The organism is Stenotrophomonas sp. STEN021 (genome assembly GCF_056760175.1).
Window position 1 is genome coordinate 1 of sequence record NZ_JBRREH010000108.1, and the last position, 14,238, is coordinate 14,238.

Below are 14,238 nucleotides of genomic sequence, written 5' to 3' on the forward strand. Positions count from 1 at the left end.
TTTTTTGGTTTTTTTTCCGGGGGTGTTTTTGGGGGGGGGGGGGTTTGGTTTTTTTTTTTTTTCCTTGGGGGTTTTTTTGGGGGGGGGTTCGGCGGCGAAGCCGGCACCATTGAAACTGCCAGCCACTCCGCAACCTGACAGACCGTCTGCTTCGCGGCTGACGCCGCTCCTACAAAACCCCGGTGCTTCAACAATTGCAGCCATCGCCGCCGCCGCCGATACTCGGCGCGGTCATGAAGCCGCTTTCCCCTTCCCTGCTACACGCCGCAACCGACATCCCGGTGATTGTCGGCTTCAGTGGCGGCCTGGATTCCACCGTACTGCTGCACCTGCTCGCCAATGCCCCTGGTCGCCGGCCCGGTAGCCTGCGCGCACTGCATGTACACCACGGTCTGCAGACAGTTGCCGATGACTGGCAACAGCATTGCAGCCAGCTCTGCGCGCAGTGGAACATCCCGCTGCAGGTGGTGCAGGTCGAGGTTCCGCGCAACGCTGGCCAAGGCCTGGAAGCAGCCGCCCGCGATGCCCGCCATGCAGCCTTCAAGGCACACCTGCACGAAGGCGAATGGCTGGCCCTGGCCCATCACCAGGACGATCAGGCCGAAACCTTTCTGTTGCGTACCCTGCGCGGGGCTGGCGTCGATGGCCTTGGCGCGATGCAGGGACAACGCAGCTTCGGCAACAGCACGCTATGGCGCCCGCTGCTGCAGGTACCGCGCAGCGCGCTGGAAGCTTACGCCAGCCAGCATCAGCTGCAGTGGATCGAAGACCCAAGCAACGACAGCGCGGACTTCGACCGCAATTTCCTGCGCTTGCAGATCCTGCCGCTACTGCACAGGCGCTGGCCGCATGCCGCTGCAGCGATGGCGCGCAGCGCTGAGCTCGCTGCGCAGGCAGCGCTGCTGCTGCAGCAGAACGAGGCTGCCTTGTTGCAACACTGCCTGAGCGCAGAAAACACGCTGCAGTTGAGCGGACTCAAGCAACTCGCAGCCCCGCAACAATCCCGACTACTGCGCTTGTGGGTGAAGCAACTGGGGCTGCCAGCACTTCCAGCCAATGGCGTGCTGGCGATCCAGCGACAACTGCTGGCCGCTGGCCATGACCAGCAAGCCGAGTTCCGCTGGCAGCAGGCCCGCATCGTGCGCTGGCGTGATCAGCTGCATGCAGTGCCCTTGATCAAGCCCTGGCCCGAGGGCTGGACGCGCGAATGGGATGGCGTTGAACCAGTGGAGCTACCCGACGGCGGCAAATTGCTGCTGCACGGCGCGGACGCCTTCGATGAACCGCTGCAACTGCGCCAGCGTCACAGTGGCGAGCGCATCCAACTGCCAGGGCGCGACCATAGCCACCAACTCAAGCATTGCCTGCAGCAGGCTGACGTGCCGCCATGGCTACGCGCGCAACTCCCCCTGATCTGCGCTGGCGACAGCGTGCTGGCAGCCGCGGACCGGGTGATTTCGGCACCCCTGCAGGCATGGCTGCAGGCTCACGACGCGTCACTGCAATGGCTGCCGCCAGATCGGGTGAATTGACCCTTTCCCGCTGGCCGCTCACACTTGCGTCATGGCAAAGAAGTCCCCCAATGAAACCTCACCGGTGGCCCACTTCGAGCAATCGCTTGAAGAACTGGAACAGCTGGTAGAGAAGATGGAAGCCGGCGACCTGAGTCTGGACCAGTCGCTGACCGCATACGAACGTGGCGTTGGCCTCTACCGCCAGTGCCAACAGGCGCTGGAACAGGCCGAACTGCGCGTACGTCTGGTTACCGATCCGGCCCAGCCGGAGAAATCCGAACCCTTTGAAAGCAGCGGCAATGAAGACTGACGCCCTGCTCACCCGCTGGCTGGAACGCACCGAAGAACAGCTGCAAGACGCCCTGCCCGACCCGGAGCTTGCTCCGCAGGGACTGCATCAGGCCATGCGCTATGCAGCACTGGGCGGCGGCAAGCGCATGCGGCCGATGCTGGTCTACGCCACCGGCTATCTGTTCGGCGCCGACGAAGCGCGCCTGGACGCCGCAGCCGTCGCGGTCGAATTCATCCACGCCTATTCGCTGGTGCATGACGACCTGCCGGCGATGGACGACGATGCCCTGCGTCGCGGCCGCCCGACCACCCATATCGCCTTTGACGAGGCCACCGCGATCCTTGCCGGTGATGCCTTGCAGACCCGCGCCTTTGAGATCCTCGCCGACGCCTGGATGCCACCGGCATTGGCGCTGAACTGCATGAAGACATTGGCCGGTGCCTCCGGTGCTGCCGGCATGTGCGGCGGGCAGGCGCTGGACATCGACGCCACCGGCCAGCAGCAGGCACTGGATGAGCTCAAGCGCATGCATGCGATGAAGACCGGTGCACTGATCCGCGCCGCTGTGCGCATGGGCGCACTGTGTGGTGAAGCCAGCGATGCCCAGCTTGCACAACTGGACAGCTTCGCCGACACCCTGGGCCTGGCTTTCCAGATCCGCGACGACATCCTTGATGTCGAGGCCAGCTCCGAGCAGCTCGGCAAGACCGCCGGCAAGGACCAGGCACAGGACAAGTCGACCTTCCCTTCATTGCTGGGCATGGACGGCGCCAAGGCCAGCCTGGCCGAGCTGGCAACGGCAATGCAGGCAGCACTGATACCGTTCGGTCAGCGCGCAGCGGCATTGTCGGCATTGGCCGAACTGACGGTACGCCGTTCGCATTGACCGCAGCCCTGCTGGTCTTGTGGGAGCGGCGTAAGCCGCGAAGCTCACAAACCAACTGCGCAAAGCCCCCAAAAACCCTCTCCTTGCCTGCGGCAAAGGGAGGGGACAAAGCTGCGAAGCGACTTGCAGCCGACGATGCTCGTTCTGTGGGCTGATGGGCCATCGGCTTCGTGGCTTACGCCACTCCTACAAACGACCATCCACTGCTTCTGCAGCCAAAACAAAAAGCCCGGGATTCCCCGGGCTTTTTGTCGAACAACCATCGCGCCGATTACTTGATCAGGCGGATCGTCAGCGGATAGCGGTAGTTCACACCTTCATTGGCCTTGAGTCCAGCCATGATGGTCAGCACCAACCAGGCAATGCCGAGCACGGCAGACAGCGGAATCACAAGAATCAAAGCCACGCCGAAGGTCACTACCGACAAAACCGCCAGGACCAGCGCCACGATGGCCAAGGTGATATTGAAGTTCAGTGCTTCTTTGGCCTGTTCAGCGGCAAAGGGCATGGTGTCCTTCTTGATCTGCCAGATGACCAACGGCCCGATGAGATTGCCGAGGCCTCCGGTCAACACGCCGGTCAACGCTGACAAGTGGCCAAACATGCCCCACTGACGTTCTTCGGTATTCGTCGAACCGGTCGGTGCCGGCGGCGGAGAGTTCTGGTAATCGCTCATTGTTTCCCCAAGATCCTTGTAAAGGGCGTATCAATACGGGCAGACAGCTATAGGAAGCACATCAGCTCCCACGTAAGAATAGTCCGCTGTTTACCAAGACTGCGTCAATCATTACCTGCTACGGTCATTTTCCCCACCAGGATCGAGCCGGTGGAGACATGCGAACGCCGGTCCACGTCGGTACCGACCGCCTCGATGCCCGCGAACATCTGCTTGAGGTTACCTGCGATGGTGACACCGTCCACCGGGTAGGCAATCTGCCCGTTTTCCACCCAGAACCCACCGGCACCACGCGAGTAGTCACCGGTAATGCCGTTGACGCCCTGCCCCATCAGCTCGGTCACCAGCAAACCAGTCCCCATACCCGACAGCATGGATGCACGGTCGCCGGCATTGGCCTTCACTTTCAGGTTGTGCACGCCGCCGGCGTTGGCCGTGGTCTGCAGGCCCAGTTTGCGCGCCGAATAGCTGCCCAGGATGTAACGCTGCAGTACGCCATCGGTAATCAAAGCGGAGTTGCGGGTTGCCACGCCCTCACCATCGTAGGAACTGGAGCGCAGGCCGCGACGCAACAGCGGCAGCTCGTCGATGGCGAACCAGTCCGGGAACAGCTGGGTGTCCACACTGTCGAGCAGGAAGCTGGCGCGCCGATACAAGGCGCCGCCGGAGACTGCGCTGAGCAGGTGGCCAATCAAGGAACGCGCCATTTCCGCAGCGAACAAGACCTGTACCTCACCGGTAGGCAACGAACGCGGCTGCAGCCGGGCGACTGTGCGTTCGGCCGCGCGCAGGCCCACCGCCGCCGGATCGTCCAGGTCTTCGCGGGCAATGGCACTGGTATACCAGCCATCGCGCTGCATGCCATCGCCCTGCCCTGCAATCAGCGCGCAGCCAATGGAATGGTGGCTGCTGCGGTCGCGGCCGATGAAACCGTGCGAATTGGCATACACCGACACGCTCTGTGCGGTGGAAGCCGAAGCGCCGTCGGAATTGCTGATGCGGCTGTCGCTGCCGCGGCCGGCCGATTCACAGGCCAGCGCCAGGTCCAGCGCCTGCTCGGCGCTCAGCTCCCAGGGGTGCCAGCTGTCCAGGTCCGGGAACTCGGTGGCCATCAGCGCCGGATCGGCCAGGCCGGAGGCCGGATCGTCCTCGGTATGCCGGGCAATGGCACAGGCCTGGGCCACGGTAGCCTCCAGGCTGGCTTCCTGCAGGTCGGCGGTGCTGGCGCTGCCCTTGCGCTGGCCGAAGTACACGGTCACCGCGATGCCACGATCGTGCGTGGCCTCGACCGTCTCCACTTCGCCCAGGCGCACATTCACATCCAGCCCGCGGTCCTCGCTGCAGCTGACCTCGGCCTGGCTGGCGCCCATGGCGCGGGCCCGTTCCAGCAGGCGCTGGGAGATCCCGGTCAAGCGCTCCAGGCGCTGCAGACTGTCGTCGGCGGCAGGGTTTTGGGTGCTAATGGCGTTCAATGCTTTATCCTTGGTGGCCAAATCCCTTCACATCTGCCCGGTCATGCATGACTGGCGGCGGCGTGACGTGGATTTTTCGTGGAGCCCGGCGAGCGCCTGGCTTTCCTGTCATGAAGTTTAGTAGGTAGCAGTGCGATGCGCGGACGCGATCAAGAAACCGGTGAATTTTTGGGCGAAAGCCGTAGCCAGAACCGGCGCGAAGCGCTGGAAGTGCTGGCGCTGGGCGAAACCCTGGTGGAGCTGACCCCTGCCCAGCTGGCGCGCCTGCCGATCCCGGAAGGCCTGCTGGAACACATCGAGTACTCCAAGCGCATTACCTCGCACGGCGCGCGCAAGCGGCAGCTGGCGTTCCTGGCCAAGCAGATGCGCCGCGAGGAAGACGAGACGCTGGAAGCGATCCGCAACGCGCTGGACGCCAACAGCGAGACCTCGCGCCGCGAAGTAGCAATCATGCACCGCATGGAGCGCTGGCGTGAGCGGCTGCTGGCCGAGGGCGACGTCGCCCTGGGCGAACTGCTGGACGAGCATCCGGAGGCCGACCGTCAAGCCCTGCGCACCCTGGTGCGCAATGCGCTGGCCGAAAAAGCCAAGAACAAACCGCCGCGCGCCTACCGTGAGATCTATCAGGTGCTGCGTGAGCTGATGCTGGTGCCGGTATTGAGCGCGGCTGCGGAAGTTGGTGGCGATGATGACGATGCTGCTGATGATGTGGATGGCGACGACGAGCAGGATTGACCTGGATTGAGGGGCGTTGCTGCTGGTTTGGCTCTGTAGCGAAAAGCTCCCCTCATCCGCCCCTTGCGGGGCACCTTCTCCCGCTCGCGGGAGAAGGGACGGCTGGCATTTGGAATTTGGCAGAGTCAGCTCGAACTGCAGCTCTGCAATCCCTTCTCCCGTCTACGGGAGAAGGTGCCCGGAGGGCGGATGAGCGCGGCTCTTCAGCCTTGACCTCAAGCCTGCGTACCACCCACCGTCAACCCATCAATCAGCAAGGACGGCTGGCCAACACCGACCGGCACGCTCTGCCCGTCCTTGCCACAGATACCCACGCCTTCATCCAAGGCCAGATCGTTGCCGATCATGCGCACCTTCTGCATGGTTTCCGGGCCATTGCCGATCAGGGTCGCGCCCTTCACCGGCGCGGTGATCCTGCCGTCCTCGATCAGGTAAGCCTCGGTGGCCGAGAACACGTACTTGCCGCTGGTGATATCGACCTGGCCGCCACCGAAGTTGACCGCGTACAAGCCCTTCTTCACCGAGCGGATCATCTCCTGCGGGTCATGGTTGCCTGCGCGCATATAGGTGTTGGTCATGCGCGGCATGGTCATGTGCGCGAAGGATTCGCGGCGGCCATTGCCGGTCGGCGCCACGCCCATCAAACGCGCGTTGAGCGTGTCCTGCATGTAGCCGACCAGGATGCCGTCCTCGATCAGGGTGGTGCACTGGGTCGGGGTGCCTTCGTCGTCGATGTTCAAGGAACCACGGCGGCCATCGAGGGTGCCGTCATCGACAATCGTCACGCCCGGCGAAGCCACGCGTTCACCGATGCGACCGGCATAGACGCTGGTGCCCTTGCGGTTGAAATCACCTTCCAGGCCGTGGCCGACCGCTTCATGCAGCAGCACGCCGGGCCAGCCCGGGCCAAGCACCACCGGCATCACGCCGGCCGGCGCCGGAATGGCTTCCAGATTCACCAGTGCCTGGCGCAACGCTTCGCGGGCGAAGGCTTCCGGGCGCTCACCGGCAAACAGCTCTTCATAGCTGTAACGACCGCCGCCGCCGGCATAGCCGGATTCGCGCCGACCGTTCTGTTCGACGATGACCTGTACGTTCAAACGCACCAGCGGGCGCACGTCAGCGGCCAGCACGCCGTCGCTGCGCGCGATCAGCACCGTATCCACGCCGCCGGACAGGCTCACCATCACCTGCTGCACGCGGGTATCGGCCGCACGCAGGTAGCGATCCAAACGCTTGAGCACTTCCACCTTGGTCTCGTTGCCGATGCTGTCCACCGGGTCCAGCGCCGGGTACAGCGCGCGACCACTGCCGCGCACCAGCGAGCGCACGTTCTGCTCACCGCCCTCGCGGGAGATGGCGCGTGCCGACTGTGCAGCGGCCAGCAGGGCTGCCGGCTGGATATCGTCCGAGTAGGCAAAGCCGGTCTTTTCGCCGGCAATTGCGCGCACGCCCACGCCCTGCTCGATCGAGTGGGCACCGTCCTTGACGATGCCGTCCTCCACGCTCCAGCTCTCGCGGCGCGAATGCTGGAAGTACAGATCGCCAAAATCGATGCCCGGCCCCAGCAAGGTGCCAAAGGTGCGTTCAAGGCGATTGGCATCCAGCCCGGCGGGCAGCAGCAGGCGGGTTTCAGCGAGCGTGAGAGCGTTTTCGGTCATGACTATCCAGATGGGGGCAGGCCTGCCTCTTGCAAGCCTGCGCTGATTCAGGGGTTGCTGGCCGCGCCGGGCGTAACCAGCGGCGGCGGCAGACGAGCAGCGTCTCGGTCCAGCACTTCAACCTTGGGATCTTTCCATGGCCCGGTCACCTTATAGGTCTTGGAGCCAATCTCGCCCAAGGGCTTGCCCAGCACCGCGTTGGCCGCCGCGCCCACTGCTGCACCCACGGGGCCACCGGCCACCGCGCCCACCACGGTGAGCAGGTTGCCCGAGCGCGGGTTCACATCGATGGTCTGGTTGAATTGCTGGGCAACCAGGTCAGCCTGGCCGCGGATGGTGATTTCCGCCGCCGGTGCCTCGATGGCGATCTTGTCAGTACTGGCCTGGCCGTTGCCGAAGCGCATCGCGCCCTCGACATGGTTGAATGCCAAACCCTTGGAAAACAGGTCGCGGAAATCAAACAGCAGGCGTCGCGGCAGCTGCGCCACGCTGAGCAGACCGAGCACGCGGCCGGCGCCCGGGTCCACTTCCAGCAGCTGGCCATTGCGCAGGTTCATGTCCATCCCGCCCTCCAGCGTGGCCAGGTTGAAGGCCATCGGACCGCCCTGCCAGCCCGCCTGCAGATTCACCTTGCCCTGACCACCACGCAATTGCCCGGCATAGCCGAGACGCTGCAACAAGTCGCCCAGGTCTTCGCTCTGTACCTGCGCCGTTGCCTGGGTCCGGGCCTGCGCGCCCATGCCGCGCCACTGGCCGTGCACATCGATGACCTGCTTGGGCGCGCGGATTGCCAGCTCCTGCACCTGCAGGCCGTCACTGGTCGGCTGCGTGCGCAGCCGGGTCTGGCCGAGCTTGACCGTGGCGAACTGCAGGTCGTCGATATCCAATGCCAGCGGTGGGATACTGGCCGGATTGATCGGTTCTGCCGGAGTGTCACTGGACTCGGCCGTGGCCGCCGTGGCCGCCTGCCAATGGACCCGCGCCAACTGCCCGCTGATCGTGCCGCCATCGGCGGTAGGCACGCGCAGGTTACCCGCCAAAGCTGGCCCGTCCAGCTGCACGGCAACCGCATCGGCGCCGGGCCGCAGCTGCAGCCGGGTCTGCGCGAAGCGCCCGCCTACCATCAACAGCTGATCAGCCAATACATCAACCTGCTTGAGCGCCACGCCACCATCGCTGCCGTCGCTGTTGCCTCCGCGTGCCAGGCTTATCCATTCCAGCGCGTCCAACGACGGCGTGCGGCCGTTGACCACCAGCCCATCGGCCGGCGGCTCGTGATCAACCGTGTCGCTGCCCATCGTGACCTGCACGCCAGTCTTGCCGTTCTGGCTGCGCGCAGCCAAGGCCATCAGCTTGCCGAACGACACATCAATGCGTCCTGCCCCCATCGGCAAAGCCGCCTGCACCGTGGTTGCCAAGGCATCGCCAGCCGGTTTGTTCAGCGGCGCCGGCAACTGCAGGCGCGTACCCTGCAGATCCGAACGCAGTGTCAGCAGGGTCGGCGGACCGGTGCGTGCACCGGCCTGCTCCTTGGGCAGGCTGACCCCGACCGTCCATGCCGAGGTGCCATGTACATAGGGCTTGAGCCAAGCCAGCTCCGGCGCGCGGTCAAGCAGCTTGCCCGCATCCAGATCCGCACTCAGCTCGGCCTCGAAGGCATGCGCGGGGTCCTTGACCGGCTTACCTGCGCGCAGCGCCAGCACGCCGTCCCGTTCCTGATGGCGCACCTGCAGGGCAGGCGCATCGAAACCATCGCTGCTGTACTGGGCTTTGCCGCGCGCGCCCTCGAACTGCAGGTCCCAGCGCTTGTCCGCCAGACGCACGCCGCGCAGATCGACGTCGCCGAGCAGATGCCCGCCAGCATCGTGGTGCAGCGGCAACAAAAGGTCGAAATTGACCGCCGCCGGGCCAGCCACGCTCAGATTGTCCAAGGTATCGCCATAGCTGGCCTGCAGTGGACTCTGCCTCAGCATCGCCAGCAAGCGCGCGCTTTCATCAACGGTACTGGCCTGCACCACCAGCTTGGAATCAGCGAAGCTGGCAATACCCGCTCGCAGGTGATCCACCTTGACCCCGGCCAGATCACCGCGACCATTCAGATCGAAACCGCCGCCAATGAAGTTGATATCAGCATTGACGTGCTGCATCAGCGGCCAATCCTGCTGGAAGCGGATCGAGCCATCATCGATATGCCCGCCCGCCTCGAAGCGCCCGTTGTTGCCGGTGAACGGCCAGTCGTCCAGGTCGCCGACGGCCAGACCGGTGCCGCCGCGCAGGGTGCCATCAACCAGTGCCGCATCCAGCCACTCGATCGCCGCATCGCTCATGCTTGAGCGCACCCAGAACTGCTTGGCAGCGGTGATCGGTACATCATCGATCTTGGCGGCCAGGCTGATCCACGGCCGGGTGCCGTCGCCCTGGAACCACAGGCCGCCGCGCACGTCGGCAGCATAGTTCCGGCCCTGCACGCGCAAGGCTGGCGTAGCAACCTGCCAGCCGGCGCCTTCGCGCCAACCGACCAGATCGCCTGAAAGCTGCAGCTCATGCAGCACACCGAAGCCGGTAGGCCAATCAAAACGCACCACATGGTCCGGCTTCAGAGCCAGCGAAAACGCCTGTGCGTCGCCTTCAAAATGACCGCGCAGACCGCTGACACCGGGACTGTCAGCAACCGGCGCAAAGCTGGCATCCAACAGCTCGCCGCTGGCGCGCAAGGGGCCATCGGCCGTACCGAGCAGGTTGATATCGGCAAATTTCAACGAAGGCTTCGAACCATGCAGCCAATTGCGCAGGCTGGGTTGCAAGCGGTCACTGAGCGCAAGTACCTGCAGCATCGGACCGGCGTCGAGCTGCTTGCCCTGCACCGCATAGTGCTTGCCGCCGGCCAGCAGCAAACCGTCCAGTGACTGGGTAGTGCTGTCGGTGGCGATCCTCAGCGTGGGCGCGTCCAGCCGCCAGCCGCCATCAATCGCCTTCCAGCGCGCACGCAACTGCAACTTGTTGAAGACCACGCTCGGCTTGGCGGTGCCTCGCAACGGCGCACCAACGAGCTGCACATCGTCCAGTTCACCCTCGGCGCTGACCGCCACCACGCGGTTGTCCTGCAGCTCTACCCAGCTCTGCAGCTCACCCTTGCCCTGGCGCAGCTGCACCCCGGCAAACTTCAGCAGTTCGGACCATGCCCCCAACTCGGCCGGATCGGCCGAGAACCAGGCCTGACCATCGCCGTGCCGGCGCTGGAAGTCCAATACCGCGGTAACCGGTGCGGCGCTGGTGTCGATCCAGCCCCTGGCACCTACCCGCAGGCGTTCACCGTTCACGCGCAGGCGCAGGTCGATGCGCGGAATACGGGTCTGCAGGCCGATGGATGGCGCTTGTATCTGCAGCTGGCCACCGATCACCTGCAGCTCGCCAAGCCTGCGCAGGGCATCCAGTGGATCGCCGCCGGTTTGGGACTCGGGCAGACCGCGCACCGACCAACGGCCGTCATCGGCCCGTTGCAGGGTCAAGGCCAGCCCGCGCAGGCGCAGCTCGGTCAGCGGCGCGCCGGGCAACAAACCCGAATACACCGCCACCAACACTTCGGCCTGACCGATGCGTACCCCTTCGCCCTGCCCTACCCGCAAACCATCGAGCTGCAGGATGGGGCCACGCCGGGTCCAGCGGGTGTCCAGCTTATCGAACGCTACCGGTTGCCCGGCACGTTCACTCAACCAGGCAGCAACCTTGTCCGGGTGCGCTTCCACCATCGGCAGCAGCTGGCTTGCCGTGCCGACCAGCAAGGCCACGCACACCAACGCGATCGCCACTGCCATCAAGGCATAGCGACGGAAGCGGCGCAGGCGGTGGCGCAACAACGTGGTCATCAGCTCACTTCGCGCTTCCGTGCGGCGAAGTGAGCCGGCTCAGAGCAGCACCACATCGAACTGCTCCTGCAGGTATTGATCATCGGCCTGGAAGCGGATGCTCTTGCCGAGGAACTCCTCCAGCTCGGCCACCGCCGCCGACTCTTCGTCGGTGATGCGCGCGACCACCTTGCTCGAGGCAATCACCAACAGGCGTGCCGCCTCGAACTGGCGCACGGCACGGGTGATCTCGCGGAAGATTTCGTACGTCACGGTTTCAGCGGTCTTGATGCTGCCGCGGCCGCTGCACTGCGGGCAGGTCTCCGACAGCTGGCGCTCCAGGCTTTCGACCGTGCGCTTGCGGGTCATTTCCACCAGACCCAGCGGCGAGAAGTCATACACCGTGGTTTTGGCATGGTCGCGCGCAAGCGCCTTTTCCAGCGTGCGCAGCACCTGGCGGCGATGCTCGGCGTCATCCATGTCGATGAAGTCAATGATGATGATGCCGCCCAGATTGCGCAGCCGCAGCTGCCGCGCCACCGTCTGCGCTGCCTCCAGATTGGTGCGGAATACGGTTTCTTCCAGATTGCGCTGGCCGACGAAGGAGCCGGTATTGACGTCGATGGTGGTCATCGCCTCGGTCTGGTCGATGACCAGATAGCCACCGGACTTGAGCGGCACCTGCTTGTTCAAGGCACGGACGATTTCATCCTCGACCCCGAACATGTCGAAGATCGGGCGGTCGCCGGTGTACAGCTCCAGCTTCTCGCCCAGCACCGGCATGTACTTGGCGACAAACGCCTGCAGCTGGCCGAAGGTTTCCTTGGAGTCGACCTTGACCTTGTCCACGTCCTTGCGGATCAGGTCGCGCACCGAGCGCAACGGCAGGCTCAGGTCTTCATAGATGATGCTGCACGGCGCTGCTTCGCGGCCGCGCCGCTCCACCACCGCCCAGACCCGCGACAGATAGGAGATATCCTCGGCCAAGGCTTCGGCCGGCTGGCCTTCGGCATTGGTGCGCACGATATAGCCGTAGCCGCCGTGCTGGGCCGAGATCTCGGTAACCAGCGACTTCAGGCGGGCGCGCTCGCCTTCGTCCTCGATGCGGGCCGAGACCCCGACCATCTTGGACTGCGGCAGCAGCACCAGGTAACGCGAGGGAATGCTGATCTGTGTGGTCAGGCGTGCGCCCTTGGTGCTGATCGGGTCCTTGACCACCTGCACCACCACATCCTGGCCATCGCGCAGCAGCTCCACGATCGGCACCGAGGACGGCAGCGGCAGGCTGGGCGCGGTCTCGTCGGTATCGGCGGCGACCGGCGCCGGACGCACCACGTCATTGGCGTGCAGGAACGCGGCGCGCTCCAGCCCCACCTCGACGAAGGCGGCCTGCATGCCTGGCATCACCCGCTGCACCTTGCCCTTGTAGATGTTGCCGACCACACCACGGCGCCAACCGCGCTCGATGTGCAGCTCCTGCAACATGCCGTTTTCAATCACCGCCACGCGGGTTTCGCGCGGAGTGACGTTGACCAGAATTTCTTCAGACACGTCCTTCATTCCCCCTTGTCCATGGAATCGTCGTCCGCGCCTGCGGCAAATGCCGCCAGCAGCGCGGCGGTCTGTTGCAACGGCAGCCCCATCACCCCGGAGTAGCTGCCGGCCAAATGACTGATGAAACGCTCCGCCCCGCCCTGGATGGCATAGCCGCCAGCCTTGCCCATCGGCTCGCCGGTGGCAACGTAGGCCTGGATCTGCGCCGCGCTCATCGGTGCGAAGGTCACTTCCGAGATCACCGTCTCCAGCGCATGACGCCCGGCCGCGGCCAAGGCCACCACGGTGATCACCCGATGCGTACGCCCGGCCAGCGTGGCCAGCATGGCCGCCGCATCGGCAGCATCGGCCGGCTTTCCGTAGACCCGGTCATCCAACACCACCTCGGTATCGGAGCCCAGCACCACTGCCTGCGGGTCATCGGTTACCAAGGCCAGCCCCGCCCGGGCCTTGTCCAGTGCAACCCGGCGCACGTACGCCTCGGCCGCCTCACCTGGCGCACGCTGCTCCGGCACCTCCAGATCGAGGGCGCGGAAAGGCACATCAAGGCGGGACAGCAGTTCGTTGCGACGGGGGGAGCGGGAGGCGAGATAAAGCATCGTGAAAGCATAACCTGCGCCAGCAACCTGAATGATGAGCATTGCTGGCAAAGTGACGGCAACCCCATCATGGCTCACCACCCGTTCATCGCCCTGTGTTCATTTTCACGATCCAGCCAAGGAGGATCACCATGCGTCGTACCGCCCTCGCCCCACTGCTGCTGTCCCTGTCACTCGCTCTTGGAGTCTCGATGACCGCCAATGCCCAAACCGTCCCGGCCGTGGTTGCCAGCGACGCGACCTTGTTGAACGTCTCCGCCCAAGCCGAAGCCCGCCGGGTCCCGGACGTGGCTACCTTGTCGGCCGGGGTAGTGACCCAGGCGGCCGATGGCAACACCGCCATGCGCGACAATGCCGTGCAGATGGACAAGGTGATGGCGGCGATCAAGGCCGCCGGCATTGCCGAACGCGACATCCAGACCAGCGGCATCAACCTCAGCCCGCAGTACCGCTACGCCGAGAATGAGGCACCCAAGATCACCGGCTACCAGGCCAACAACACCGTCAGCCTGAAGGTGCGCGACATCAGCAAGCTGGGCAAGGTGCTGGACAGCCTGGCCGCACAGGGCGCAAACCAGATCAATGGCCCCAGCTTCGAGATCGACCAGCCCGAGCCGGTCTATGACGAAGCCCGCCTGGCCGCACTGAAGAAGGCCCAGGCCCGTGCCGAGACCTATGCCAAGTCGCTGGGCCTGCGCGTGCGCCGTATCGTCAGCATTTCCGAAGGCAGCCAGGGTGGCTTCCGGCCGATGCCGATGATGGCCATGGCCGCCGGCCGCGCCAACAAGATGGAAATGGATACCGCGGTGTCGCCTGGCGAAACCACCGTCTCGGTCAACCTGGACGTGGTGTTCGAGCTGGGCCGCTGAGCAACACGGCCACTGCAATCGGAACGGCGCCTTCGGGCGCCGTTTTTGTTTTGGCAACCTGCCTTGGCAGCGCGGTTGGCCGGTTATTTTTGTTGGGGCGGGGGGGGGGGGGGGGGGCAGCGGCTCGCGCCGCCG

At 64.8% G+C, this 14,238-nt stretch carries 12 protein-coding genes; 5 read left to right on the forward strand and 7 right to left on the reverse strand.

All coding sequences use genetic code 11. The features are described 5' to 3' along the window. A partial coding sequence (locus ACVOL0_RS18355; RefSeq protein ID WP_481550296.1) for a hypothetical protein occupies positions 1-204 on the reverse strand: 204 nt, incomplete at its 3' end. A 29-nt stretch (positions 205-233) separates the two neighbouring features. Between ACVOL0_RS18355 and tilS the strand changes: the two genes are divergently transcribed. From tilS to ACVOL0_RS18370, 3 genes are read left to right on the forward strand one after another with little or no spacing between them, the layout of a single operon-like run. Then, complete coding sequence (gene tilS / locus ACVOL0_RS18360; protein ID WP_481550297.1) at positions 234-1,532, forward strand: tRNA lysidine(34) synthetase TilS; 1,299 nt, start codon at positions 234-236, stop codon at positions 1,530-1,532. A 31-nt stretch (positions 1,533-1,563) separates the two neighbouring features. After that, complete coding sequence (locus tag ACVOL0_RS18365) at positions 1,564-1,824, forward strand: exodeoxyribonuclease VII small subunit (protein ID WP_282269773.1); 261 nt, start codon at positions 1,564-1,566, stop codon at positions 1,822-1,824. Then, positions 1,814-2,692: a polyprenyl synthetase family protein gene (locus ACVOL0_RS18370; protein ID WP_481550298.1), complete on the forward strand. Its 879-nt coding sequence runs from the start codon at positions 1,814-1,816 to the stop codon at positions 2,690-2,692. Before ACVOL0_RS18365 ends, ACVOL0_RS18370 begins: the two co-directional genes overlap by 11 nt. Positions 2,693-2,963: 271 nt before the next feature. On the opposite strand, the gene ACVOL0_RS18375 is transcribed toward ACVOL0_RS18370, so the two are convergent. Further along, entirely contained in the window at positions 2,964-3,368 is a 405-nt protein-coding gene (locus ACVOL0_RS18375; RefSeq protein ID WP_481550299.1) for a DUF4870 domain-containing protein, read from the reverse strand. Positions 3,369-3,472: 104 nt separating this feature from the next. Continuing rightward, positions 3,473-4,840 (reverse strand): metalloprotease PmbA, encoded by a 1,368-nt coding sequence (gene pmbA / locus ACVOL0_RS18380; RefSeq protein ID WP_481550300.1) that lies wholly within the window; start codon positions 4,838-4,840, stop codon positions 3,473-3,475. A 135-nt stretch (positions 4,841-4,975) separates the two neighbouring features. Here pmbA and yjgA point away from each other — a divergent pair, with 135 nt between their 5' ends. Further along, the gene (yjgA, locus tag ACVOL0_RS18385) at positions 4,976-5,575 is read left to right on the forward strand and encodes a ribosome biogenesis factor YjgA (protein ID WP_481550301.1); all 600 of its coding nucleotides are present in this window, start codon (positions 4,976-4,978) and stop codon (positions 5,573-5,575) included. 215 nt (positions 5,576-5,790) lie between these two features. On the opposite strand, the gene tldD is transcribed toward yjgA, so the two are convergent. The 4 genes from tldD to ACVOL0_RS18405 are packed head-to-tail and all read right to left on the reverse strand — an operon-like array spanning position 5,791 to position 13,234. After that, positions 5,791-7,236: a metalloprotease TldD gene (gene tldD / locus ACVOL0_RS18390; protein ID WP_481550302.1), complete on the reverse strand. Its 1,446-nt coding sequence runs from the start codon at positions 7,234-7,236 to the stop codon at positions 5,791-5,793. Positions 7,237-7,283: 47 nt separating this feature from the next. After that, on the reverse strand, positions 7,284-11,102 hold the full coding sequence (locus ACVOL0_RS18395) for a YhdP family protein (RefSeq protein ID WP_481550303.1): 3,819 nt from the start codon (positions 11,100-11,102) through the stop codon (positions 7,284-7,286). Between the two features lie 39 nt (positions 11,103-11,141). Beyond that, on the reverse strand, positions 11,142-12,632 hold the full coding sequence (gene rng / locus ACVOL0_RS18400) for a ribonuclease G (protein WP_481550304.1): 1,491 nt from the start codon (positions 12,630-12,632) through the stop codon (positions 11,142-11,144). 5 nt (positions 12,633-12,637) lie between these two features. Then, entirely contained in the window at positions 12,638-13,234 is a 597-nt protein-coding gene (locus ACVOL0_RS18405; protein WP_481550305.1) for a Maf family nucleotide pyrophosphatase, read from the reverse strand. Positions 13,235-13,365: 131 nt separating this feature from the next. On the opposite strand from ACVOL0_RS18405, the gene ACVOL0_RS18410 reads away from it, so the two are divergent. Further along, the gene (locus ACVOL0_RS18410) at positions 13,366-14,103 is read left to right on the forward strand and encodes an SIMPL domain-containing protein (protein WP_481550306.1); all 738 of its coding nucleotides are present in this window, start codon (positions 13,366-13,368) and stop codon (positions 14,101-14,103) included. Positions 14,104-14,238: the final 135 nt, after the last annotated feature.